Annotated in this window: 17 protein-coding genes; 8 read left to right on the plus strand and 9 right to left on the minus strand. The window is 74.4% G+C overall.

From position 1 onward, the window contains the following. Window positions 1-329 precede the first annotated feature (329 nt). Together ACFV2S_RS33945 and ACFV2S_RS33950 are read right to left on the minus strand one after the other, a co-directional pair. Window positions 330-1,001 (minus strand): response regulator, encoded by a 672-nt coding sequence (locus tag ACFV2S_RS33945; protein WP_385568413.1) that lies wholly within the window; start codon window positions 999-1,001, stop codon window positions 330-332. After that, a complete protein-coding gene (locus tag ACFV2S_RS33950; RefSeq protein ID WP_385568418.1) occupies window positions 998-2,188 on the minus strand; it encodes a sensor histidine kinase in 1,191 nt (396 codons plus the stop codon). The genes ACFV2S_RS33945 and ACFV2S_RS33950 overlap by 4 nt, the downstream gene beginning before the upstream one ends. 263 nt (window positions 2,189-2,451) lie before the next feature. Here ACFV2S_RS33950 and ACFV2S_RS33955 point away from each other — a divergent pair, with 263 nt between their 5' ends. Beyond that, the gene (locus ACFV2S_RS33955; RefSeq protein WP_385568423.1) at window positions 2,452-3,732 is read left to right on the plus strand and encodes an alpha/beta hydrolase family protein; all 1,281 of its coding nucleotides are present in this window, start codon (window positions 2,452-2,454) and stop codon (window positions 3,730-3,732) included. A 90-nt stretch (window positions 3,733-3,822) separates the two neighbouring features. On the opposite strand, the gene ACFV2S_RS33960 is transcribed toward ACFV2S_RS33955, so the two are convergent. Both ACFV2S_RS33960 and ACFV2S_RS33965 read right to left on the minus strand, forming a co-directional pair. After that, window positions 3,823-4,704 carry an aldo/keto reductase gene (locus tag ACFV2S_RS33960; protein ID WP_385568429.1) on the minus strand — a complete coding sequence of 294 codons (882 nt, stop codon included), beginning with the start codon at window positions 4,702-4,704 and terminating at the stop codon, window positions 3,823-3,825. Continuing rightward, on the minus strand, window positions 4,704-5,600 hold the full coding sequence (locus ACFV2S_RS33965; protein WP_385568434.1) for an NAD-dependent epimerase/dehydratase family protein: 897 nt from the start codon (window positions 5,598-5,600) through the stop codon (window positions 4,704-4,706). The genes ACFV2S_RS33960 and ACFV2S_RS33965 overlap by 1 nt, the downstream gene beginning before the upstream one ends. Window positions 5,601-5,667: 67 nt before the next feature. Here ACFV2S_RS33965 and ACFV2S_RS33970 point away from each other — a divergent pair, with 67 nt between their 5' ends. Then, on the plus strand, window positions 5,668-6,192 hold the full coding sequence (locus tag ACFV2S_RS33970; RefSeq protein WP_383796800.1) for an Lrp/AsnC family transcriptional regulator: 525 nt from the start codon (window positions 5,668-5,670) through the stop codon (window positions 6,190-6,192). 151 nt (window positions 6,193-6,343) lie between these two features. Next, window positions 6,344-8,638: a HelD family protein gene (locus tag ACFV2S_RS33975; protein WP_385568441.1), complete on the plus strand. Its 2,295-nt coding sequence runs from the start codon at window positions 6,344-6,346 to the stop codon at window positions 8,636-8,638. Here the strand turns inward: ACFV2S_RS33975 and glgB are convergent. The 5 genes from glgB to ACFV2S_RS34000 form a co-directional block, all read right to left on the minus strand. After that, a complete protein-coding gene (gene glgB / locus ACFV2S_RS33980) occupies window positions 8,625-10,859 on the minus strand; it encodes a 1,4-alpha-glucan branching enzyme (protein ID WP_385568444.1) in 2,235 nt (744 codons plus the stop codon). The genes ACFV2S_RS33975 and glgB overlap by 14 nt on opposite strands. Window positions 10,860-11,184: 325 nt before the next feature. Beyond that, entirely contained in the window at window positions 11,185-12,525 is a 1,341-nt protein-coding gene (locus ACFV2S_RS33985; protein ID WP_383801210.1) for a maltokinase, read from the minus strand. A 245-nt stretch (window positions 12,526-12,770) separates the two neighbouring features. Then, window positions 12,771-14,483, minus strand: a complete 1,713-nt coding sequence (gene treS, locus ACFV2S_RS33990) for a maltose alpha-D-glucosyltransferase (RefSeq protein WP_383801208.1) — start codon at window positions 14,481-14,483, stop codon at window positions 12,771-12,773. Beyond that, a complete protein-coding gene (locus ACFV2S_RS33995) occupies window positions 14,480-16,465 on the minus strand; it encodes an alpha-1,4-glucan--maltose-1-phosphate maltosyltransferase (RefSeq protein ID WP_385568450.1) in 1,986 nt (661 codons plus the stop codon). Before ACFV2S_RS33995 ends, treS begins: the two co-directional genes overlap by 4 nt. Window positions 16,466-16,794: 329 nt before the next feature. Next, the gene (locus ACFV2S_RS34000) at window positions 16,795-17,736 is read right to left on the minus strand and encodes an SDR family oxidoreductase (protein ID WP_385568453.1); all 942 of its coding nucleotides are present in this window, start codon (window positions 17,734-17,736) and stop codon (window positions 16,795-16,797) included. Between the two features lie 118 nt (window positions 17,737-17,854). Between ACFV2S_RS34000 and ACFV2S_RS34005 the strand changes: the two genes are divergently transcribed. From ACFV2S_RS34005 to ACFV2S_RS34025, 5 genes are all read left to right on the plus strand, one after another. Further along, entirely contained in the window at window positions 17,855-18,853 is a 999-nt protein-coding gene (locus ACFV2S_RS34005) for an AraC family transcriptional regulator (protein ID WP_385568458.1), read from the plus strand. 138 nt (window positions 18,854-18,991) lie between these two features. Then, window positions 18,992-20,422: a 4-hydroxyphenylacetate 3-hydroxylase family protein gene (locus tag ACFV2S_RS34010; RefSeq protein ID WP_385568462.1), complete on the plus strand. Its 1,431-nt coding sequence runs from the start codon at window positions 18,992-18,994 to the stop codon at window positions 20,420-20,422. Next, a complete protein-coding gene (locus ACFV2S_RS34015; protein WP_385568467.1) occupies window positions 20,419-21,873 on the plus strand; it encodes an MFS transporter in 1,455 nt (484 codons plus the stop codon). The genes ACFV2S_RS34010 and ACFV2S_RS34015 overlap by 4 nt, the downstream gene beginning before the upstream one ends. A gap of 85 nt (window positions 21,874-21,958) precedes the next feature. Then, window positions 21,959-23,065: a monodechloroaminopyrrolnitrin synthase PrnB family protein gene (locus tag ACFV2S_RS34020; RefSeq protein ID WP_385568472.1), complete on the plus strand. Its 1,107-nt coding sequence runs from the start codon at window positions 21,959-21,961 to the stop codon at window positions 23,063-23,065. A gap of 29 nt (window positions 23,066-23,094) precedes the next feature. Continuing rightward, a complete protein-coding gene (locus ACFV2S_RS34025) occupies window positions 23,095-24,432 on the plus strand; it encodes an FAD-dependent monooxygenase (RefSeq protein ID WP_385568477.1) in 1,338 nt (445 codons plus the stop codon). Window positions 24,433-24,508 lie beyond the last annotated feature (76 nt).

Raw genomic sequence — 24,508 nt, forward strand, 5'->3', positions numbered from 1 at the left:
GGGGTGCGGCCCGCGGCGCGCCCCCCCCTCCAGACGCCCCCTGCCGCCCCGCTGGCGGGCTGGCGGGGCGGCGGCGTGCCCGGCGCTGCGGCCCGCCATCCGCGCATCGCCAAGGCCGGGCGTGCCGGCCGATCGCCGGTGAGCCGGCCGTGCGACGGGCCGTTCGGCCCGTGCGACGGGCCGCTCCGGCCGTGCGACGGGCCGTTCCGGCCGTGCGACGGGCCGTTCCGGCCGTGCGACGGGCCGTTCGCCCGTGCGACGGGCCGTTCCGGCCATGCGGCCGGTCGTTCCGGCCGTGCCGGTGAACCCCGACCGACGGCCGCCCGCGCCTAACCCGGCCCGACCAGCCCGCACTCGTACGCGAAGATCACCGCCTGCACCCGGTCCCGCAGCCCCAGCTTGGCCATGACCCGGCCGAGATGCTTCTTCACCGTGGGCTCCGCGAGACCGAGGTCGGCGGCGAGTTCCGTGTTGGTCAGGCCCCGGGCGGCTCCCAGCAGGACTTCCCGCTCGCGCGCGGTCAGCACGCGCAGCCGCTCCGCGCCGCCCCCGCCGCCGTCGTCCCCGGCGGCGGGGAGCCGGTGCGCGAAGCGGTCCAGCAGCCGCCGGGTCACCCGGGGGGAGACCACGGCGTCCCCCCGGGCCACGTCGCGGATCGCCGACAGCAGCTCCTCCGGTCGGCTGTTCTTCAGCAGGAAGCCGGAGGCCCCGGCGCGCAGCGCGTCGAAGGCGTACGCGTCCAGGTCGAAGGTCGTGAGCACGAGCACCCGCGTCCCGGGCACCTCGCGCAGCAGCCGCCGGGTCGCCTCGATGCCGTCGGTGCCCGGCATCCGCACGTCCATCAGCACCACGTCCGGCCGCAGCCGCCGCGCCAGCTCCACCGCCGCCGCCCCGTCGGCCGCCTCCCCGACCGGCTCCATGTCCGGCTCGGCGCGCAGGATCATGCCGAACGCCAGCCGCAGCAGCTCCTCGTCGTCCACCAGCAGCACCCGGACGCTCACGGCGAGCTCCAGGGATCCAGCCGTACGAAGACCCGCCAGCCGCCGCCCGGCCGCGGGCCCGCCTCCAGCACCCCGCCGAAGGCCGCCGCGCGCTCCCGCATCCCCGCGAGACCCCGCCCCGACCCGGCGGTTCCCGTCCGTCCGGCCCCTCCGGCCCGCCCGTCGTCGGTCACCTCGACCGTCACCGCCCCCGGCGCGCAGAACACCCGCACCTCGGCGCGCGACCCCTCCGGCGCGTGGCGCAGCGCGTTGGTCAGCGACTCCTGGACGAGCCGGTGCACCGTCAGCTGCGCCGTGGCCGGCACCCCGGCGGCCTCGCCGTCCACCCGCAGCCGGGTCGCGAGACCCGCCGCCTCCATCCGCTCGCACAGCGCCCCGAGCTGCCCGATCCCCGGCGGCGACCGCCGGTCGTCCCCGGGCCCCGCGTCGGGACCGGCGTCGGGACCGGCGTCCTGGAGCAGGCCCAGCGCGCGCCGCATGTCGGTCAGCGCCTGCCGCCCGGTCTCCGCGATCCGGGCCGTCACGTCGGAGGCGTCGGCCGGCCGGGCGTGCCCGAGCGCGTCCGCCAGTGCCACCACCACCGACAGGCCGTGCGTCACGCTGTCGTGCAACTCCCGCGCGATCCAAGCGCGTTCCTCCTGCACCGCCCGACGCTCCCGCTCGTCGCGGTCCCGTTCCAGCCGCGCCAGCCGCTCCGCCCGCGCGGCCCGCCGGATCCGGGCGTTCGCCCCGAGCAGCGCGCTCGCGGCGACCGCCGCCGTCATCGCGGCGGCCGAGGCGAGGAACCGGCCCTCGGGCGCCCAGCGCGCCGCCGCCAGCACCGCCCCGGCCACCGCCACCAGAGCCGCCGCCCACACCGACCGGTACGGCGCCCGCGCGGTGACCGTCCCGAGGGCGACCAGCAACGCCGCGTCGGCCGGCAGCTGGACACCCAGCAGCCACTGCGCGAACGCCGCGGCGGCGATCACCGCGAACGCGGCCCGGGGCGCCCGCCGCCGCCACACCAACGGCAGCACCAGAGCGGTCTGCAGCGCGAAGCCCGTACCGTCCGCCACCCGCCCCGGCCCGAGCGTCACCAGGAACAGGGCCGCCGCGAGCGCCGCGTCCGCCACCACGGGCGGCACCCGCCCCGGCAGCCGGGCGAGGGCACCCGGCGGGCCCGTCCGTACCGCGCCGGTCTCGGCCATCGTGTCCGTCCTCGCGTCCGCGTCGTCCGGCGTCCTCGCCGGAGCCCCACGGTAGGGCCCCGCGCCCGCCGGGGCGTCCCCCCACCGGCGGACACCGGGGGAGACCCCGGGACACCGCGGGCTCCTCCGCGCGGAGGAGCGGGCGCGCCCCGAGGCGACCCGCGCCCACCCCGCGGGATCGTCCTCCGGCAGGGCGCCCCGCACCCCCCGGCGGCGGAACCCTGGTGGCGACCCCGCAGCCGTACCTCCCGAGGAGCCCGCCCATGCCCCCGAACCGCCGCGCCCTGCTCGGCACGCTCGGCGCCGCCGCGCTCGCCACCGTGGCCGCCGCCCCCGGACACCGCACGGCGGCTCCCGCCCCGGGAAGCCGCCCCGCCGCCCCGTCCGGGGGACACGGCCCCGGGCCCGCCCCCGGCACCCCCGTCCCGCTGTGCCTGCCCGCGCCCACCGGGCCGTGGCCCGTCGGAACCGTCGCGCTGCACCTCGTCGACGACAGCCGCCCCGACCCCCTCGTCCCCGCCAAGCCCTACCGGGAGCTCATGGCCGGCCTCTGGTACCCGGCGGAACCCGGCGCAGGGCACCCGACGGCCCCCTGGCTGCCCCCGGCAGCGGCGGCCGACTGGGACGCGCACTCCGCACCGGCCCTCGGCGTCCCCGCCGGCGCCGCCGACTGGCGGGGGATCAGGACGCACGCCCGCACCGGAGCGCCCGTCGCCCGCCGGGCCGGCCGGCTGCCCGTGGTGCTGTTCTCCTCCGGCGACGGCGGCTCGCGCGCCCTCGGCACCACCCTGGTCGAGGAGCTGGCGAGCCGCGGCCACCTCGTCGTCGCCCTCGACTCCACGTACGAGGCCGAGCAGGTCGAGTTCCCCGGCAGCCGGGTCGAACGCGCCCTCCCGCTCCCCGACGACCTCACCCCGGAGGTCGTCGCCGCCCTCCTCGCCGGGCACTCCCGGGCCCGCCTCGCCGACGCCCGCTTCGTCCTCGGCGCACTCGACCGGCTCGCGCGCGGGCACCGCCCCGACACCGGCACGGACCCCCTCCCGGAAGGGCTCGCCGAAGCCGCCGACCCGGCCAGGACCGGCGTGCTCGGGCAGTCCCTCGGCGGCTCCGTCGCCGCCCAGCTCGCCCACGACGAGCCCCGCGTCCGCGCGGCGGCCGACCTCGACGGCGCCCTCATCGGACCCGTCGCCGACAGCGGCCTCGCCAAGCCCTTCCTGCTGATGGCCTCCGGCACGAAGACCCTGCGCTCCGAACCGAGCTGGGCCTCGTGCTGGGCGGCGTCCACCGGCCCCCGGCACGCCCTGCGGCTGCGGAACGCCGCCCACGGCTCGTACACCGACCTCCAGGTCCTCCTGCCCCAGCTCGCCCGCCGCCTCCCGGTCCCCGACGCGGCCGGACTCGTCGGCACCGTCGACCCCCGGCGCTCCCTGGCCGCCCAGCGCACCGCCGTCGCCGCCTTCTTCGGGCGGTACCTGGAGGGGCGGCCCACCGGCTTCCTCGACCGGCCCGGCGACGACTGGCCGGAGCTGGAGGTGCTGCGCTGAACCGGCCCGCCCGGCAGGCCCCGCCCGGACCTCGCCGCGCGCCCGGAGCGCGAGGAGGAGACGCCCGCCACGGCGCCGGCCCGCTCGGGGTCAGGCGCCGCCCAGTTCCCTCAGTTCCGCCGGCGTCAGCGTCAGCGACGCCGCCGCCGCCGAGTCCCGCACCGTCGACGGCCGGCTCGCGCCCGGGATCGGGAGGACCGTGTCCGCGCGGGACAGCAGCCAGGCGAGCGCGACCCGCTGCGGGCTGACCCCGCGCGCCCGGGCCACCCGGTGGTACGCCCCGAACTCCGGGTCCTCCTCCTGGGCGGACGTCCCGTCCAGGGAGCTCCGCGAGATCCCGCCCAGCGGGCTCCACGGCAGGAAGGCGAGGCCGAGCTCCGCGCAGAGCCGCAGCTCGGCCTCGCCGTCCCGGACCGCCGGCGAGTAGCGGTTCTGCACGGAGACCAGCCGGTCGCCGAGGACCTCCCGGGCCAGCAGGATCTGCGCGGCGTCCACGTTCGAGACGCCCGCCAGCCGGACCGTGCCCGCGTCCAGCAACTCCCGCACCGCGCCCAGGGATTCGGCGTACGGGACGGCCGGGTCCGGCTTGTGCAGCTGGTACAGCCCGATCGCGCCGCCGCCGAGCCGCCGCGCCGAGCCCTCCGCCGCCCGCCGCAGGTGCGCGGGCCGGCCGTCGACGGTCCAGCCGCCGTCGTCGGTGCGCCCCCGGCCGCCCTTCGTCGCCACCAGCACGTCGTCCGTGCCGCCGCCGTACGAGGCGAGGGCCCGCGCCACGAGGAGTTCGCCCTCGCCCGGTGAGCCGCCCGGCGGGTGGTAGGAGTCGGCGGTGTCGAGGAGGGTCACCCCCGCGTCCAGGGCCGCGTGCACGGTGGCGACGGCCCGCGCCTCGTCCGGGCGGCCCTCGATGGAGAGCGGCATCGTGCCGAAGCCGACCGCCCCGACGCGTACGTCTCCGAGCATCCGGTAGCGCATCAGCGCTCCACCCCGACCGTCTCGGAGACCGCCCGCGCGAGCCACTCGCCCGAGTCGGTGAACGCGTAACCGAGGCCGACGGCGCGGGTGTTGTCCATGGCGTACGAGCGGGTGAAGGAGAACGGCGAGACCTCGCCGACCTCCACCTCCCGGAAGACGCTCCGGCCGCCCACCAGCCTCTCGATCTCCGCGCAGATGTCGGCCGTGGTGAGCGGCCCGTGGGAGTGCGCGTTCACCGGTCCGGTGAAGTCGGCCGCGACCGCCCAGGCGAGGAACGCGGCGATCTCCTCCACGTACACGTAGGTCGCCGGGTGGTTGACCGCCGGCACGGCGATCGGCTCGCCCGCGCGGATCCGCCGCGCGTAGTGGTCGATCCGGCCGGTGAAGTCGTCGGCGCCGCCCAGGACGTGGGCCACGCGCACCGAGGCCCAGGCGAACGGGGATCCGGCCGCGAAGACCGCCTCGGCCTGCCGCTTGCCCTCCCCGTAGTGCGCCTCCAGGAACTCCGGGTCCTCCCAGGGCAGGCCCGTGTCGACGGCCACCGAGGACAGGTCGAGGGCCGCCTCGGCGACGGGCACGGCCGAGTCCTCGTACTCGTACACCTCGACGGTCGAGGTCATCACGTAGCGCCGGGTCCGCGTCGCGAACACCCGCCGGGCGATCTCGGCCTGGCGCGGGGTGTAGCAGACCTGGTCCACGACGACGTCGAAGGACCGGCCCGCGAGGACGGACGCGAGCGCCTTCTCGTCGTCGCGGTCGGCGACGAGCTGCTCGATCCCCTCGGGGGCGGGCGAGGAGCCCCGGTTGAGCACCGTGAGCCGGTGCCCGGATTCCCGGAGCAGCGCGATGAGCCGCTTTCCGAAATAGCGGTTGCCGCCGATGACCAGAATGTCCATGAATCTCAACTCCCTTGCCTCAGGGGTCAAGTGTTACGTTGTGCGCTCGCCGATCGAAGGGGGAAACATGGGAGTGCAGGCCGCCCTGCCGAAGGAACCACGGCATTCGCGCGCCGCCGCCGACGAATCCTCGGCGGCCGCCTTCGACCCCATCGACCGGCAGATCCTGGACCTCCTGCAGGGCGACGGCCGCATCAAGCTCAGCGAGCTCGGCCGCCGCGTCCGGCTGAGCCCCGCCGCCGTCACCGAGCGCGTCCGGCGCCTGGAGGCGAGCGGCGCGGTCACCGGCTACGGCGCCCATGTCTCGCCGGCCCTGCTCGGCTACGGCATCCAGGCCTTCATCAGGGTGAACCCGCACGGCGGCTACACCCTGAAGCACCCCCGCACCCTGGAACTCACCGGGCGCCCCGAGGTCCTGGAGGTCCACCACGTGGTCGGCGAGGACTGCTGGATCCTGAAGGTCGCCGTGACCGACACGATCCACCTGGAGGAGATCCTGGAGCAGACCTCGGCCCTCGGCCGGACGACGACCTCGATCGTGCTGTCCTCCCCGGTGGTCCGCAAGCCCCTGCTGCCGCCGGCCCCGCGCTGACCCCCAGGAGACTCCGCAGTGCACACGGAAAAGCCCCGACTAGAATTGACAGTCGGGGCTTTGTCTCGCGTATATTTGAGGATTCCGTGTCCGGACACAGCACGAACACGGAGAAGTTCAATAAACGCACTGTATCGCGCCGGGAGTCGAATTGTCAACCGAGGAATTTCGGAATGAACAGCAATTCATCACCGATCTCTACGCACGACTCGACGACCTCAGGGACCAGGCCGAAGCCGCCGTCGAGCAGGCGCTGCGCACCCCCGGGGTCGGCAGCAGCCAGGGCCGGCTCGAACGGGACGTGATGGTCGCCGAGCAGTCCGGACTGCTCGCCGCGTTCAACGCGGGCGAGAGCGGGCTCTGCTTCGGCCGGCTCGTCTTCAAGGACGGCCGCGACCACCACATCGGCCGGCTCGGCATCCGCGAGGACGACCCGAACCGGACCCCGCTCGTCGTCGACTGGCGCGCCGAGATCGCCCGCCCCTTCTACCTCGCCACCGGGTACGAGCCGATGGGCCTCACCCGCCGCCGCCACATCACCACCCGGGGCCGCGAGGTCGTCTCCCTCCACGACGAGGTCCTCGACCTCGCCGACGCCACCCGCACCGGCCACGAGAGCCGGGACGCGGACGAGGTGCTGCTCGCCGCGCTCGACGCCGCCCGCACCGGCCGCATGCACGACATCGTGCAGACCATCCAGGCCGAGCAGGACGCCATCATCCGCTCCCCGCACCAGGGGGTGCTCGTCGTCGAAGGCGGCCCCGGCACCGGCAAGACCGCCGTCGCCCTGCACCGCGCCGCGTACCTCCTCTACGCGCACCGCGAGCAGCTCGCCAGGCGGGCGGTCCTCATCGTCGGACCCAACCCCGCCTTCCTCGGCTACATCGGCAACGTCCTTCCCTCCCTCGGCGAGACCGGCGTCCTCCTCGCCACCCCCGCCGAGCTCTTCCCCGGCGTCCGCGCCGGCGGCACCGACACCCCGCGCGCCGCCGCCGTCAAGGGCGCCGCGGCCATGGCCGACGCCCTCGCCTCGGCCGTACGCGATCACCAGCGGGTCCCCGAGCGCGGCGAACCGCTGATCGTCCCGCACGAGGACGGCGACCTGGTCATCGACTGGGACATGGCCCTCGAAGCCCGCCACAAGGCCCGCGAGACCGCCCTCCCGCACAATCTGGCCCGCCCCTACTTCGTCTTCCGGATCCTGGACGCGCTCGCCGAGCAGCTCGCCGACCGCATCGGCGCCGACCCATACGGCGGCCCCAACTTCCTCGGCCCCGACGACATCGCCCTGCTCGCCAAGGGCATCGCCGCCAACCCCGAGGTCCACGCGGCCGTCGACACCCTCTGGCCCGCGCTCACCCCGCAGGACTTCCTCGCCGGCTACCTCGCCGACCCCACCCACCTCACCGAGGCCGACGCCGGAGCGATCCGGCGCGACGGCGGACCCTGGACCCCCGCCGACGTCCCCCTGCTCGACGAGGCCGCCGAACTGCTCGGCGAGGACGACTCCGCCCTCCGGGCCGCGGAGGAGGCCGAACGCCAGAAGCAGATCCAGTACGCGCAGGGCGTCCTCGACGTCTCCTTCGCCTCCCGCACCTACGAGTTCGAGGACAAGGAGGAACTCGACAAGGACGCCTCCGAGGTCCTCTCCGCCCACGACATCATCGACGCCGAGCGCTTCGCCGAGCGCCACGAGGAGGCGGACCACCGCACCGCCGCCGAGCGGGCCGCCGCCGACCGCACCTGGGCCTTCGGCCACATCATCGTCGACGAGGCCCAGGAGCTCTCCGCCATGGCCTGGCGGCTCCTCATGCGCCGCAGCCCCAGCCGCTCCATGACCCTGGTCGGCGACCCCGCCCAGACCGGCGACCCGGCCGGCGTCGGCGCCTGGGAGAGCATCCTCGGCCCGTACGTCGAGGACCGCTGGGACCACGTCCGCCTCGGCGTCAACTACCGGACGCCCGCCGAGATCATGGCCGTCGCCGCCGAGGCGCGGCGGGCCGCCGACCCCGGCTTCGAACCGCCCCGCTCGGTGCGCTCCACCGGCGTCGAGCCCTGGGACCGGACCGTCGACGACCCGGTCGGGGAGGCCGCGGACGCGGTCGCCGCCGCGCTCCGCGAGGACGGCCGGACCGCCGTCATCGCCCCGCCGGAGCTCCACCCCGGTCTGATCGCCGCCCTGCCGGAGGCCTCGTACGGCGCCCGGCCCGACCTGACCCGGCCGGTCGTCCTCCTCGACCCCCGGCAGGCCAAGGGGCTGGAGTTCGACACCGTCCTCGTCGTCGACCCCGACGGCATCCGGGAGAGCGCCACGCACGGGACCAACGACCTGTACGTGGCACTCACCCGGGCCACTCAGCGCCTGGGCGTCATCAGGCCGGCCGTGACGCCCGCCGTCACACCCTCCGTGACGCCCGCCGTCACGCCCGCCGTCACGCGGGCCTGAGCCAGACCGTCGCCAGCGGCGGCAGCGTCATCCGTACGCTCGCCTCGCGGCCGTGCCACGGCACCGACTCGGTCTTCACCGGGTCGGTGCCCACCACGTCCGAGCCGCCGTACCGCGCCGCGTCCGTGTTCAGGACCTCCGCCCAGGCCGCGAACGTGTCCGGGACCCCGAGCCGGTAGTCGTGCCGCACCACCGGCGAGAAGTTGGACACCGCGAGCAGCGGCGAACCGAAGCCGTCGAACCGCAGGAACGCGAAGACGTTGTCCTCGGCCGCGTCGCCCACCACCCACCGGAAACCCTCCGGCACGGTGTCCCGCTCCCACAGCGAGGGCGTCGCCGCGTACACCGTGTTCAGGTCCCGGACCAGATCCCGCACCCCCCGGTGGTCCGCCTCCGCCCCGTACGCCGGATCCAGCAGCCACCAGTCCGGGCCGTGGTCCGCCGACCACTCCCCGCCCTGCGCGAACTCCTGCCCCATGTAGAGCAGCTGCTTGCCGGGATGCGCCCACATGAAGCCCAGATAGGCGCGGTGGTTCGCGCGCTGCTGCCACCAGTCGCCCGGCATCTTCGACACCAGGGACCGCTTGCCGTGCACCACCTCGTCGTGCGAGATCGGCAGGATGTAGTTCTCGCTGTACGCGTACACCATCGAGAACGTCATCTCGTGGTGGTGGTACTTGCGGTGCACCGGCTCCTTCTGCACGTACTCCAGCGAGTCGTGCATCCACCCCATGTTCCACTTCATCCCGAAGCCCAGGCCTCCGTGGCCGCCCGGACCCACCTGGTCCGTCGCCCGCGTCACCCCGTCCCAGGCCGTCGACTCCTCGGCGAAGGTGACGACGCCGGGGCAGCGGCGGTAGACGGTGGCGTTCATCTCCTGGAGGAAGCGGACCGCGTCCAGGTTCTCCCGGCCGCCGAACTCGTTCGGCAGCCACTCGCCGTGCTCCCGCGAGTAGTCCAGGTAGAGCATCGACGCCACCGCGTCCACCCGCAGCCCGTCCACGTGGAACTCCTGGCACCAGTACACGGCGTTGGCGACGAGGAAGTTCCGCACCTCCTTGCGGCCGTAGTCGAACTCCAGGGTCCCCCAGTCGGGATGGTGCGAGCGGCGCGGATCCTCGTGCTCGTACAGCGGCCGCCCGTCGAACTCGGCCAGCGCCCAGTCGTCCTTCGGGAAGTGCGCCGGGACCCAGTCCATCAGGACCCCGATCCCCGCCCGGTGCAGCGCGTCCACCAGGAACCGGAAGTCGTCCGGGGTGCCCATGCGGGCCGTCGGCGCGTAGAACCCGGTGACCTGGTAGCCCCAGGAGCCCCCGAAGGGGTGCTCGGTGACCGGCATCAGCTCCACGTGCGTGAACCCGAGGTCGCGCACGTAGGCGGGCAGCTGCTCGGCCAGCTGCCGGTAGGTGAGACCCGGCCGCCAGGACGGCAGATGCACCTCGTAGACGGAGATCGGCGCCTCGTGCGGCGGGCGCGAACCGCGCCGCTCCATCCACTCCGCGTCGTCCCAGGTGTAGTGCGACTCGGTCACGATCGACGCGGTGTTCGGCGGGCACTCGGTACGACGGGCCATCGGGTCCGCGCGGACCGTGTGCGAGCCGTCGGGCCGCGTGATGTCGTACTTGTAGACGGCGCCCTCGCCGACGCCCGGCACGAACAGCTCCCACACGCCCGTCGACCCCAGCGAACGCATCGGCAGCGCCGTGCCGTCCCAGTGCGTGAAGTCACCCGTGACCCGCACGCCGCGCGCGTTCGGCGCCCACACGGCGAACCGGGTGCCGGCGACCCCCTCGTGCGTCGTGGGGTGCGAGCCGAGCGCCGTCCACAGCTCCTCGTGCCGTCCCTCGCCGATCAGGTGCAGGTCCAGCTCGCCGAGCGACGGCAGGAAGCGGTAGGGGTCCTGGACGGCGTGCTCGTCGCCGTCGTAGCGCACGCGCAGCTCGTACGCGGGCACCTTGCGGAGCAGCGGGACGAGCACCGAGAAGAGGCCGTCGCCGTCGTCGTCCATCGGGAGGCGCTTCCCCTTGGCGAGGACGGCGACCTCCTTCGCCCACGGGCGCAGCGCCCGGATGACGACCCCGCCCCTGACGGGGTGCGCGCCGAGCACGCCGTGCGGGTCGTGGTGCTCCCCGGCGAGCAGCCGGGCCCGGTCGCCGGGGTCGAGCGGGGGCGCCTTACGGGGCGTCTTGCCGGCCGTCTTGCCTGCGGATCGGGCGGTCACGGGGGTGCCTCCTGGGGGGTACGGGGGGTACGGATGCGCAACGGTGGTGCGGGTCACGGGGAAACTCGGCCGAACGGGCGTCGCCGTGGTGGGCCCGCGCCCGCTGCCCGTGTGGGCAGGCGTCCCGCAGGGCGGGACGGGTGGGCACACGGGACGGCGCGCTGAGCGGCGCCTCCGCGTTCCGTGCCCGGACCCGCACCACGAGCGGCGGCGCGCCGGGGTGCGGTTCCAGGTTCGGGGGCCTCTGGCGCCGGCAAGGGCGCCGTTCCGTTGTGCCCACCCGTTCCGCCCCGGCGGAACGCATGCCCACAACGGCCGGGGTGGATCACGGCGCGGCCGACAGGCGTTCGATCGCGGACATCGGGACCGGGAGCCAGTCCGGCCGGTGCCGGGCCTCGTAGACGACCTCGTACACCGCCTTGTCCGTCTCGTACGCGCGGAGCAGCGCGGGATCCGCACGGGGGTCCGCGCCCGACGCCTCCGCGTAGCCCGTGCAGTACGCCGCCCGGCACCGCGCCGCCCAGTCCGCGTTCCAGGGCCGGTGCGTGCGGGCCGCGTAGTCGAAGGAGCGGAGCATCCCGGCGACGTCCCGGACGGTCGGCTGCGGGGTGCGCCGCTCGTCCAGCGGCTTCGCCGGTTCGCCCTCGAAGTCGATGACCGCCCAGCCGCCGTCGGAGCCGCGCAGGGTCTGCCCCAGGTGCAGGTCGCCGTGGATGCGCTGCACCGCCGCGCCGCCGCTCGCCGCCGCGAACACGGCCCGCAGGCCCGGCACGTGCGGTAGCAGCGCCGGGACCGCCTGCGCCGCCGCGTGCAGTCTGCGGTCCATCGCGGCGGCCAGCTGCTCGGTCTCGGCGCGGGCGAGGCGCCGGGTCGGCAGGGCGGAGGCGAGGGCCAGGTGGACCTCGGCCGTCGCCCGGCCCAGGGCCCGTGCCTCCGTCGTGAACTCCCGTCCGTCGGCGAGCGCGTCGAGGGCGAGCCGCCAGCCGTCGCGGGAGTCCCGCAGGTAGGGCTGGAGGACGCCGAGGGTGGCGGCCCCCGACTCGAACCAGGCGACCGGGGCCGGGACGCGGGCACAGCCGGCGCCGGCGAGGGCGAGCGGCAGTTCCAGGTCCGGGTTGGCTCCCGGGCTGACCCTTCGGAAGATCTTCAGGATGAACGAATCTCCGAAGACCAGCGACGAGTTGGACTGCTCGGCGTCCAGCATGCGGGGGGCCAGGGCCGGCGGCAGGGGTGCGGTGGCGTGGAAGCGCAGCGGGCCGGTGCGGCCCGGGGAGCGCAGGCGCTCGTACAGGAGGCCCGCGAGGCGCGGGTCGCGCAGCCCCTCGTACACCGCCCGTCCGGCGAGCGGGCCCTGCCGGATCCGCCCGATCAGGGCGGGGGCGAGACGGGGCGGGAGCTGGGTGCGTACGCCCAGGAGGAGTTGGTAGCAGTCGGCGGGCGTCCCGGCCGGGCGGCCGGGTTGCTCGACCCGTACGAGCAGATGGAGCAGGCCGGGTCCCGTGCCGTCCAGGGGCAGCAGCTCGGTGGCCGCGTCCAGCGTGAATCCGGTGACCCGGCGGCCCTTGCCCGCGAACCAGCGCTGCCGTGGCAGCCATTCGTGGAGCAGGGGGGCGAGGGACGGAAGGAGGGCGTCCGGGGCCCGGGTGGTGGATGCGGTCTCCGGCATGGCATCGCGTCCTTTCCCCGGGGCGCGCAAGTGGCTTTCATGTGCGTTCAAATGCGCAGAGTGTCCCGGATTGCGGCTATGGCTGTCCGGATGTGCGGGACGTGTCGGAAAGGGAAGATCCGTATGGGCCCGGCAAGAAGGCCCGGATGGACCTGAATCGTGGCGTGGATCGTGTGTCGTTCACAGTGCCCAGAGTGGGACGGGGGAAACCGTCCCACCCCGGTCGAGCGGGAACTGGCGCCCGCTCAGGCCTTCTTGAGACGGAACCAGTAGAAGCCGTGTCCCGCAAGGGTCAGGAGGTAGGGCAGCTGGCCGATGGCCGGGAACCGCACCCCGCCGATGAGCTCCACGGGCCGGGTGCCGTCGAAGCGCCGCAGGTCGAGCTCGGTCGGCTGAGCGAACCGCGAGAAGTTGTTCACGCAGAGGACCAGATCGCCGTCCATCCCCTCTTCGGGGGCGGTCTCCCGCAGGAACGCGAGCACCGCCGGGTTGGAGGCCGGGAGTTCCGTGTACGTGCCGGTGCCGAAGGCCCGGTTCTGCTTACGGATCTCGATCATCCGCTTCGTCCAGTGGAGGAGCGAGGAGGGGGACGCCATGCCCGCCTCGACGTTCGTCACCTGGTAGCCGTGGACCGGGTCCATGATCGTCGGCAGGTACAGCCGCCCCGGATCGCAGGAGGAGAAGCCCGCGTTCCGGTCGGGGGTCCACTGCATCGGGGTCCGCACCCCGTCCCGGTCGCCGAGCCAGATGTTGTCGCCCATGCCGATCTCGTCGCCGTAGTACAGCACCGGCGAGCCGGGCAGCGAGAAGAGCAGCGCGGTGAACAGCTCCATCTGCTTGCGGTCGTTGTCGAGGAGCGGGGCGAGCCGCCGCCGGATGCCGATGTTGGCCCGCATGCGCGGGTCCTTGGCGTACTCGGCGTACATGTAGTCGCGCTCTTCGTCCGTGACCATCTCGAGCGTGAGCTCGTCGTGGTTGCGCAGGAAGATGCCCCACTGGCAGCCGGACGGGATCTCCGGGGTCTTCGCCAGGATCTCGGAGACCGGGTAGCGGGACTCGCGCCGCACGGCCATGAAGATGCGCGGCATGACCGGGAAGTGGAAGGCCATGTGGCACTCGTCGCCGCCCGAGCGGAAGTCGCCGAAGTAGTCGACGACGTCCTCCGGCCACTGGTTGGCCTCGGCGAGCAGCACCGTGTCCGGGTAGTGGTCGTCGATCTCCTTGCGGACCCGCTTGAGGAAGGCGTGGGTGGCCGGGAGGTTCTCGCAGTTGGTGCCCTCCTGCTGGTACAGGTACGGCACGGCGTCGAGCCGGAAGCCGTCGATCCCCAGGTCCAGCCAGAACTTCAGCGAGGACAGGATCTCCTCCTGCACGGCCGGGTTCTCGTAGTTGAGGTCCGGCTGGTGCGAGAAGAACCGGTGCCAGTAGTACTGCTTGCGGACCGGGTCGAAGGTCCAGTTGGAGGACTCGGTGTCGACGAAGATGATCCGGGCGTCCGCGTACTGCTTGTCGTCGTCCGCCCAGACGTAGTAGTCGCCGTACGGGCCGTCCGGGTCGCGCCGCGACTCCTGGAACCACGGGTGCTGGTCGCTGGTGTGGTTCATGACGAAGTCGATGACCACGCGCATGCCGCGCTGGTGGGCGGCGTCGACGAACTCCACGAAGTCGGCCAGGTCGCCGAACTCGGGGAGCACCGAGGTGTAGTCGGCGACGTCGTAGCCGCCGTCCCGCAGCGGGGACTTGAAGAACGGCGGCAGCCAGAGGCAGTCGACGCCCAGCCACTGGAGGTAGTCCAGTTTGGACGTGATGCCCTTCAGGTCGCCGACGCCGTCGCCGTTGCTGTCCTGGAAGGAGCGGACGAGGACCTCGTAGAACACGGCCCGCTTGAACCAGTCGGGATCGCGGTCCTTGGCGGGGGTGTCCTCGAAGGTGTCGGGGACGGGCTCGTTGACAGTCATGAGATGGGTGACCCTCCGGTCTGCGGGGACGGTCGCAGGGCGAGCACGTGCGCGGGCGTGACGCCCGGCTCTAGGCGCACGTACGCGGCCCTGCCCCAGTGATAGGTCTCGCCGGTGAGCTCGTCGCGCACCGGCACGGTCTCGTGCCAGTCGAGGCCGAGTTCCGGCATGTTCAACGAGAGTGAAGCCTCCTGGGTGTGGTGCGGGTCGAGGTTGACGACCACCAGAACGATGTTCGAACCCGAGCGCTTCGAGTACGCGATCACCTGCGGGTTGTCCGTGTCGTGGAAGGTCAGGTTCCGCAGCCGGCGCAGGGCCGGGTGGCGGCGCCTGATCCGGTTCAGGGCGGTGATGAGCGGGGTGATCGTCGCCCCCGCGCGCTCCGCCGACTCCCAGTCCCTCGGACGCAGTTCGTACTTCTCCGAGTCGAGGTACTCCTCGCTGCCGTCCCGCAGCGGGGTGTTCTCGCACAGCTCGTAGCCGGCGTACATGCCCCAGGACGGCGACAGCGTCGCCGCGAGGACCGCCCGCGCCTCGAACGCGGGCCGGCCGCCCTCCTGGAGGTAGGCGTGCAGGATGTCGGGGGTGTTCACGAAGAGGTTCGGCCGCATCTGCGCGGCCGTCTCCCCGGACAGCTCGGTCAGGTACTCCGTCAGCTCCTCCTTGGTGTTGCGCCAGGTGAAGTACGTGTACGACTGCTGGAAGCCGATCGCGCCGAGCGTCCGCATCATCGCGGGCCGGGTGAACGCCTCCGCCAGGAAGATCACGTCCGGGTCCGCCCGGTTGACCTCGCCGATCACCCGCTCCCAGAACACCACCGGCTTGGTGTGCGGGTTGTCCACGCGGAAGATCCGGATGCCGTGGTCCATCCAGTGCCTCAGCACCCGCACGGTCTCGGCGACGATCCCGTCCATGTCGGCGTCGAACGCGATCGGGTAGATGTCCTGGTACTTCTTCGGCGGGTTCTCCGCGTACGCGATCGAACCGTCCGGACGGTGGTGGAACCACTCCGGGTGCTTCTCCACCCACGGGTGGTCCGGGGAGCACTGGAGCGCGAAGTCCAGCGCGATCTCCAGCCGCAGCTCCCGGGCCCGCGCCACGAAGGCGTCGAAGTCCTCGAAGGTGCCCAGGTCCGGGTGGAGCGCGTCGTGCCCGCCCTCCGGCGAGCCGATCGCCCACGGCACGCCCACGTCGTGCGGCGCCGCCGACAGGGAGTTGTTCGGGCCCTTGCGGTGGGTCTCGCCGATCGGGTGGACCGGCGGCAGGTAGACGACGTCGAAGCCCATCGCCGCGATCGCGGGGAGCCGTTCGGCGGCGGTGCGGAAGTTCCCCGGGACCGTACGGCCCTTCACGGTCCGCACGCCCTCCGAGCGCGGGAAGAACTCGTACCAGGAGCCGAACAGGGCCCGCTCGCGCTCCACCTGGAGCGGCAACGCGGGGGACGAGGAGAGCAGTTCGCGCAGCGGGTGGCGGTCCAGGGCCTCGACGACGCGCGGGGCGAGCGCCGCCGCGAGCCGCACGGCGGCGGGGCGCGACCCGTCGCGCAGCGCGTCCGACGCCGCGAGCACCGCCTCCCGGCCGCCGCCCTTCTTCGGGACGCCCTTCGCGGCCCGCTCGTGCAGCTCGGCGCCCTCGGCGAGGACCAGTTCGGAGTCGATCCCGGCCGGGATCTTGATCCTGGCCGTGTGCCGCCAGGTCGCCACCGGGTCGCTCCACGCCTCCACGGTGTACGTCCACAGGCCCTCGGCCTCCGGGGTGACCTCGGCCCCCCACCGGTCGGTGCCCGGCGCCAGCTCGCGCATCGGGATCCAGGGGCCGGGGCGGCCCGACGGGCCGCGCAGCACGACATTGGCGGCGACCGCGTCGTGCCCTTCGCGGAAGACGGTGGCCGATACCTCGAAGGACTCTCCGGCCACCGCCTTCGCGGGGCGCCGGCCGCAGTCGACCGAGGGGCGGACGTCCAGTACGGGAATGCGTCCCATGAGCGGATTCACAGCATCACCTGACGGGTTACGGGGGTGCGGGTGGTGGTGCGCTCTTTCTAGCTCCGTCGACGGCCGGCGGGTTGCGGGCATGACGGCTCCTGTCCGCGTTCACTCGGATGGCGGGTCCACAGGGATGAACCGGTGAGAACGGGAAGCTCGGGGAGGACGGGGTCGGGGGGCGTACCGGAGGAGCCTTCCCACGGTTCTCGGGTGGGCAATCCGGCGCTTTGTTAACTACTCGGGCGTAGCCGCGTCGGCAAGCACCCGACCCGGACAAGAATCGAGCCCCGCCCTTGTGGGGGCGGGGCTCGATCCGTGGTCCGGGGTCAGGGGCGCGGCGAGGCGTCCGGCTCCTCCGCGTCCGTCGCCCACACCTGCCAGGGCTGGCGGGCCACCCACTCCTCCACCGGGGCCTGTTCCAGGCCGAGGACCTCCGACGACACCCCGTCGTCGTCCGCCATGAGGAGCGGGTCCGCCCCGCTCGCCATGTAGTGGTAGATCCCGGCGACCCCGGCCGCCGACTCCGGGCCGAGCAGCTGCGCGAGCCCCCGCTCGAACACGGCCGGATCCAGCTCCTCGTACCGCACCGCCCGCCCGAGACCCCGCCCGAACGCCGCCGCGAGCTCCCGGCCCGTCAGGGCGCGGTCGCCGCCGATGTCGAAGGTCCGGCCCTCCAGGCCCTCCCGGGACAGCGCCGCGAGCGCCGCCTCCGCGAGGCCCCGGTGCGACAGCCACGCCGTCCGCGCGGACTCCGGCAGCGGATAGGCCAGGACGCCCTCGTCCACCAGGGCCGGCCCGTTCCACGGCGAGAACAGGTTGTCCAGGTACACCGGCGGCCTGACCACCACCAGCGGCACCCCGCTGTCCCGCAGCACCCCCTCCGCGAGCCGCCGCGTCTCGAAGGCCGCGACGTCCGTGGGCCCCAGCGGGAGACGGGTGTTGGCGTTGAACACGAGGCGGGACGTGCCCGCCGCGAGCGCCGCCTCCGCGATGTTCCGCGCGTACGCCTCCACCCGCGTCTCGTCGTACACCAGCGGCATCGTGACGAACGCGTGCGTGCACCCGGCGAAGAGCCTCCGCACGTCGCCCGGGACCCCCAGGTCCCCGGAGAGGAAGAAGGCCCCGGGGAGCGGCGGCCGGTCCGCCTCCGGGCGCCGGGTCAGCGTCCGCACCCGGTGGTGGCGCTCGGCGAGGAGACGCGCCACCGCGCCGCCCTGGAAGCCGGTCGCGCCCACGACCGCCACCCGCATCGGAATCTCACTGGACATGTGTGTCTGAGGCCCTTCGATAGGCTGTCACCGCTGCCGTGTCGGCGTCCCTCCAGGCTCGCCGCGACGGCTTCGGCCGTTCAATTAACAAACCGGGGCGGAAGTTGAAGGATCGTCCATGGAAACCGTGGGAACCGACCGTCACGACCGGCGCAACACCGGCGACCCCCTGGACGGGGGCGAGCACGAGGACCTCCTGAGCGAACTCCTCAAACCCCTCCGGCTCACCGGCGTCTTCGACAGCCGCTGGCACGTCCGGGCCCCCTGGGCCATCGAGGGCGACGCCGAACGCAGCTGCGCCGTCCTCCACTACGTCGTCGAGGGCGACTGCTGGATCACCACCGACGACGAGACCCCCGTCGAACTCCACGCCGGCGACCTCGTCGTCTTCCCCACCGGCGCCGCGCACCGCCTCTCCGACCGGCCCGAACGCCAGGGCGTCCCGCTCAAGGCCGTCCTGCCCGAACGGCAGCCCGGCACCTCCGGCGAGATCGTCATCGAGGGCAGCGGACCCGAGAGCCGCCTCCTGTGCGCCGGGCTGCACTACGACGCCAGCGCCGCCACCGGCCTCTACACCTCGCTGCCCTGGGCCCTCGTCCTCGACGGCGCCCAGGTCGCACGCGAACCGCTGCTCCGCGACACCCTCCGGCTGCTCGCCGCCCCCGACCGGCCCGTCGGCCCCGGCGACCGCCTCATCACGCTGCGCGCCTTCGAGATGGCGCTGGTCCTCGCCCTCCGCCCGCTGCTCTGCGAACTCGCCGGGAACCCGGCCTCACTGCCGCTGCTCCGCCACCCCGGGATCAGCCGCGCCGTCGTCATGATGGCGACCCGCTTCGCCGAACCGTGGACCATCGACGCCCTCGCCCGGGAGGTCGGCATGTCCCGCTCCGCGTTCACCGCGGCCTTCCGCGACCTGGTCGGCGACTCCCCGGCCCGGTACCTCGCCGGCCGCCGCATGCAGGAGGCCGGCCGGCTGCTCACCGAGACGTCCCTCCCGCAGTCCGCCCTGCCCGCCCGGGTCGGCTACCGCAGCGCCGTCGGCTTCCACCTCGCCTTCCGCAAGTGGTTCGGGGTGACCCCCGGCGAGTACCGGGCGGGGGAGGTCCGGGCCGCCTGATCCGCCCGACCTGACATCTTCGGGAGCCCCTGGACGGATCTTAAGGACACCTGGACGGACGTTCATTGTCCGTCCGGTGCGCCCCGGACAGGCTCGGGACCGGCAGAGCCGTGGTACCCGAGGAGAGGCGACACACCGGTGACGAGGTCCGGGCAGGAGTATCTGGAGGGACTGCGCGACGGGCGCGAGGTCTGGCTGGACGGCGAGCGGGTCGAGGACGTCACCACCCACCCCGCCTTCCGCGCCTCCGCCGCCTCCTTCGCCGGCCTGTACGACCTCGCCGACGACCCCGTGCACCGCCCCGTCCTCGTCCGGGACGGGGTGCGCCGCGCGGGCGTCGTGCCCCACTCGTACGAGGACCTCGTCGCCCGCCGCCGCGCCTTCCGCACCACGGCGCGGGCGAGCTACGGCTTCCTCGGCCGCACCCCCGACTACATGGCCGCCGGCACGGCCGGATTCGCGGCGGCGCCCGCCGTCTTCACCGGTGAGACCTTCGACGGCGCCGACCACGCGCTCGCCCTCCACCGGCGGCTCACCGAGGGCGACCTGCACACCGCGTTCACCCTCACCAACCCGCCCGCGGGCCACGACGGGGACGACCTCACCCTGCGGGTCGTCGGGGAACGCGACGGCGGGATCGTCGTCCGCGGCGCCAAGACCATCGGCACCGGCGCGGTCTTCGCCGACGAGCTGCTCGTCGGCACCATCGAGCCGCTCGCCCCCGACGACACCGCGCACGCCGTCACCTTCGCCGTACGCCTCGACACCCCCGGCCTCAAGCTGATCTCCCGCACCTCCTACGAGGAACGCGCCCGCTCCGTCTTCGACCAGCCGCTCTCCTCCCGGTACGACGAGAACGACGCGATGCTCGTCTGCGAGGACGTCTTCGTGCCCTGGGAGCGGGTCCTCACCTACCGGGACCCGGCCGCCACCGGCGCGATCTGGTGGCAGACCCCCGCCTACCTGAACCTGGTCCACCAGTCCGCCACCCGCTTCTGGACCAAACTGGAGTTCCTCACCGGCCTCGCCATCCTCCTCACCCGCTCGAACGGCACCGAGAAACTGCCGGCCGTCACCCAGGCCGTCGGCCGCCTCCTCGGCATGGTCGCCCAGGCCAAGGCCTTCGTCCTGGCGGCCGAGGCCTCCTTCGAGCAGGTCGACGGCGGCCGCGGCGGGGTCCGCCCCGGCCAGGAGATCTCCTTCGCCCAGCGGATCATGGCCGGAGAGCTCCACCCGCGCGCCGTCCAGGACATCAAGCTCCTCGCCGGCGGCGCCCTCGTCCAGCTCCCGGCGAGCGGCCGCGACCTCCTGCACCCCGAGCTGGGGCCCCTGGTCCGCCGCTACTTCGCGACCCCCGGCCACCCCGCCGAGGACCGCGTCAAGCTCCTCAAACTCGCCTGGGACGCCCTCGGTTCGGAGTTCGCCGGCCGTCACGAGCAGTACGAGCGCTTCTACCACGGCGCACCGCACGTCTACCTGACCATGCAGACCTGGGCCGGCTCGGCGGGGGAGTGCGAGAACCTCGCCCAGGCCTGCCTCGACGGCTACGGCCTGGGGACGACCCGGTGACGACGCCACCGCCGGGCCCGCGGCGCGGAGCACTCGCCCTGCTCGCCTCCACCCAGCTGCTGCTCATCATGGACACCGCGATCGTCAACGTCGCCCTGCCCTCCGTCGGCGAGGACCTCGGCTCCGGTGCCGACGGCCTCTCCTGGGTCGCCAACGCCTACCTGATCGCCTTCGGCGGACTCCTCCTCCTCGGCGGACGCGTCGCCGACCTCCTCGGCCACCGGCGGGTCTTCCTCGGCGGCCTCGGCCTGCTCGCCGTCGCCTCCGCCGCCGGTGGTCTCGCGCCCGGCGCCGGCGCCCTCGTCGCGGCCCGCGCCGCCCAGGGCGTCGGCGCCGCCCTCGCCGCGGCCGCCGCCTTCGCGCTGCTGCTCCTGCTCTTCCCCGACGGCCCCGCCCGGCACAAGGCCCTCGGCGTCTTCGCCGCCATGGGCGGTCTCGGCGGAGTCCTCGGCACGGTCCTCGGCGGCGTCCTCACCGACCTGCTCGGCTGGCGCGCCACGTTCTGGCTGAACGTGCTCCTCGCCGCCGTCCTCGCCGCCCTCGCCGTCCGGGTCCTCGCCCCCCGTACCGCGGCGGCCGTCCGCGGCGGCTTCGACGTCACCGGGGCGCTCACCGCCACCGCCGGCCTCGGCCTCGTCGCCTACGCCCTCGTCGGCGGCGCCGAGGCCGGATGGCTCTCCGCCCGCACCCTGGGCGCCGGCGGAGCGGGCCTGGCGCTGCTGCTCGCCTTCGCCGCCGTCGAGACCCGGGCCGCCGCCCCGCTCGTCCCGCCGCCCGTCCTCGCCCGGCCCGCGCTCCGCCTGGCCAACGTCCTCGCCGCGCTCGCCCAGACCACCCTGTTCCCGATGTTCTTCCTGGTCAGCCTCTACCTCCAGAGCGTCCTCGGGTACGCGCCCCTCGGCGGCGGCCTCGGGCTCCTGCCGCTCTCCCTCGTCGTCGTCGCGGTCGCCCCGCAGACCGGCCGGATCATCTTCCGCATCGGCCTGCACCGGGCCATGACCCTCGGCTTCGCCCTGCTGTGCGCCGGGACCCTCTGGCTGGCCCTGGCCCTCACCCCCGACGGCACGTTCGCGAGCACCGTCCTCGCCCCGAGCCTCCTCCTCGGCGCCGCCCTGCCCCTGGTCATGGTCACCACCAACGTGGCCGCCACGGCCGAGGCCACGACCGAGGAGACCGGACTCGCCTCCGGACTCGTCAACACCAGCCAGCAGTTCGGCTCCGTCCTCGGCCTCGCCGTCCTCGTCGCCGTCGCCGCCGCCCGTACCGGAGACGCGGCCCGTTCCGGAGACACCGCCGGTGACGCGGCGCGGGCCGCCGCCGAGACCGCCGGCTTCCGCGCCGCCCTGCTCACCGGCGCCGCCCTCGCCGCCCTGGCGGCCCTGCTCTCCGTGCGCCTCCACCGCTCCGAGCGGGCCGCCGCACCCGGGGACCGGGTGCCCGATCCGTACTGACCGGCGCCGCACCCCACCGGACCGGCCGCGACCGGACCCCACCGCGACGCCCACGACACGACCCCCGGAAGTAAGGAGCCCCGACTTGCTCGGCGACCCGCGTCACACGACCGAGGAGATACGCGCGGCCGACCCGCTGGGCGCCGACGCCCTGCTCGCCGCGGTGCCCGCGATGAACGCGCGCGCCGACACCGCCGCGCTCACCGTCGCCCTGCGCGCCCTGGTCCCCGACCTCGAACGGGCCGCGCACTGGAACGTCGGCGGCGCCCTCGCCGCGATGCGGGACCTCGGCATCCTCCTCGGCTCCCTCAAACGGCACGGCGTCCAGCCCCTCGCCGCCGTGCCCGAGGCGCTGCCCGTCCTGGAACTCCTCGGCCGCCGCACGGACATGATCCCCCGGGACACCGTCCACCACTACACGACCTGGAACCCCACGGGCCGCCGCCGCCGCACCTACACCGGCCACTCCACCGAGGCCCACCTCCAGGACGCCGTCCGGATGGTCTTCCCCGGACTCGTCGCCGCCCTCGACGACTGCGCCCGCGTCGCCCGCCTCGAACCGTACGACTCCGGCTTCGCCGCCGCCCTCCACCGCGTCGCCGGCCACCTCCGCGCGATGGTCGACGCCATCGACCTCACCGTCGCGAAGGTCCCGCCCGCCTACTTCGCCGTCACCCTCCGCCCGTACTTCGAGGAGGTCGAGATCGACGGCCGCGACTACCTCGGCCCGGCCGCCGCGCAGGTCCCGCTCTGGCTGGTCGACCTGACGCTGTGGCAGTGCGACCGCTCCGACTCCGCCTACGACGCCTTCCTCGCCGAGTCCCTGCCGTACGCCCTGCCGTCCTGGCGCGCCTTCCACGCCCGGTACCGCGGCGGGATCTCCGCCGTCTCCAAACTGTCGGCGGCCGTCAGCTGGGAGGGCGCCGACCGGCTGCCCCCCGCGCTCCACGACGCGGCCGAGGCGCTCGGCCGCGTCCTGCGGATCCTGAAGACCTTCCGGGCCCGGCACCTCGGCATCGCCCGCAAGGCGTACAGCGACGAGGTGCGGCTGTACGAGGAGGGCAGCGGCGGGGCCCCCGTCGCGCTGCTGCGCTCCATCCTGGACCTGACCAGGGAGAACGAGACCATGGTGCGCCGCGCGACCGCGCGGCGCCGTCCCGCCGGGGCCCCCGTCGGCCCGACGGCCGCGTAGGACAGCCCCCCGGCGCCGAAGGAGTCGAGATGTCCCCCCACACCCCGTACGGACCCCCCTACGGCCACAGCAGCCCGCACATCGTGATCGCCGGCGGCGGCATCGCCGGGCTCACCGCGGCCCTCGCCCTGCACAACGCCGGATTCGAGCGGGTCACGGTCGTCGAGGCCGCCGCCGCCATCCGCCCCGTCGGCGCCGGACTCAACCTGATGCCGAACGCCGTCCGCGAACTCGACGCGCTCGGCCTGCTCGACGCCCTGGAGGCCGGCGCCCTGCGCACCCGGGAACTGCGCTACTACCACCGCTCCGGCGGCCTGATATCCCGCGAACCCCGCGGCCTCGGCGCCGGCTACCGCTGGCCCCAGCTGTCCGTCCACCGCGGCCACCTCCAGCAGGTCCTGGCCGGCGCCGTCCGCGCCCGGCTCGGCGCCGCAGCCCTGGTCACCGGCGTCAAGGTCACCGGCCTCGAACTGCTCCCGGACGGACGGCCCCGGCTGCGCCTGGAGCACCGCGACGGGCCCGTCCGCGGCCGGGCCTCCCTCGAACCCGACGTCCTCGTCGGCGCCGACGGCATCCGCTCCGCCGTCCGCGCCGCGCTGAACCCGGCGGAGGGCGGACCCCCGTGGAACGGGATGCTCGTGTGGCGGGGAGTGTCCCGCATGCCCGCGCGGGCCGTCGGCTCCTTCATGCTCATCGCGGGCGACGACCGGCAGAAGGCCGTCGTCTACCCCATGGGCCGGCCCACCGGACCCGGCCGGGAGGTCCTCGTCAACTGGGCGCTCGCCCGCCCCGCCGACACCCCCGGCGCCGCCCGCGAGGACGGCCCGCGGGGCGACTGGGACCGCGCCGTCCCCGTCGACGCCTTCCTCCCGCACTACGAGGGCTGGGAGTTCGACGGCGTCAGCCTCCCCGAAGTGCTGCGCGCCGCCGACACCGCGCACGAGTACCCGATGGTCGACCGCGAACCCCTCGACCGGTGGACCCACGGCCGCACCACCCTCATCGGCGACGCCGCCCACGCCATGTACCCCATCGGCTCGAACGGCGCCACCCAGTCGATCGTCGACGCCCGCGCGCTCGCCCACGCCCTCGCCCGGCACGCCGACCCCGCCGAGGGCCTCGCCGCGTACGAACGGGAGCGCCGCCCCGCCATGACCGCCCTCCAGCACGCCAACCGGCAGCTCGGCCCCGAGGTCGTCATCAACCTCGCCCACGCCCGCGCCCCCCAGGGCTTCAGCGACATCCACCAGGTCATCCCCGCCGAGGAGCTCGCCGCCATCGCCGGACGGTACGCCGCCACCGGAGCCTTCGACCCGGCCACCGTCAACCAGGGCTCCCCCTACGAGGCCGCGGTCCCGTCCCCCTGACGCCCCGTGGCCCGCCGGGCGGAGAGGCCCTACCGTCTTGCCGGTGGCACACAGCGTGGTGTGCCCGCTCCGCTCC

The sequence above is a fragment of the Streptomyces sp. NPDC059695 genome, from assembly GCF_042733785.1.
Classification (GTDB): Bacteria; Actinomycetota; Actinomycetes; order Streptomycetales; family Streptomycetaceae; genus Streptomyces.

Bases quoted from the DNA above. Each gene is read 5' to 3' on its own strand.
- ACFV2S_RS33950 (WP_385568418.1), bottom strand. From the start codon at position 2,188: ATGGCCGAGACCGGCGCGGTACGGACGGGCCCGCCGGGTGCCCTCGCC.
- ACFV2S_RS33955 (WP_385568423.1), top strand. From the start codon at position 2,452: ATGCCCCCGAACCGCCGCGCCCTGCTCGGCACGCTCGGCGCCGCCGCG.
- ACFV2S_RS33960 (WP_385568429.1), bottom strand. From the start codon at position 4,704: ATGCGCTACCGGATGCTCGGAGACGTACGCGTCGGGGCGGTCGGCTTC.
- ACFV2S_RS33965 (WP_385568434.1), bottom strand. From the start codon at position 5,600: ATGGACATTCTGGTCATCGGCGGCAACCGCTATTTCGGAAAGCGGCTC.
- ACFV2S_RS33970 (WP_383796800.1), top strand. From the start codon at position 5,668: ATGGGAGTGCAGGCCGCCCTGCCGAAGGAACCACGGCATTCGCGCGCC.
- ACFV2S_RS33985 (WP_383801210.1), bottom strand. From the start codon at position 12,525: ATGCCGGAGACCGCATCCACCACCCGGGCCCCGGACGCCCTCCTTCCG.
- treS (WP_383801208.1), bottom strand. From the start codon at position 14,483: ATGACTGTCAACGAGCCCGTCCCCGACACCTTCGAGGACACCCCCGCC.
- ACFV2S_RS33995 (WP_385568450.1), bottom strand. From the start codon at position 16,465: ATGGGACGCATTCCCGTACTGGACGTCCGCCCCTCGGTCGACTGCGGC.
- ACFV2S_RS34000 (WP_385568453.1), bottom strand. From the start codon at position 17,736: ATGTCCAGTGAGATTCCGATGCGGGTGGCGGTCGTGGGCGCGACCGGC.
- ACFV2S_RS34005 (WP_385568458.1), top strand. From the start codon at position 17,855: ATGGAAACCGTGGGAACCGACCGTCACGACCGGCGCAACACCGGCGAC.
- ACFV2S_RS34025 (WP_385568477.1), top strand. From the start codon at position 23,095: ATGTCCCCCCACACCCCGTACGGACCCCCCTACGGCCACAGCAGCCCG.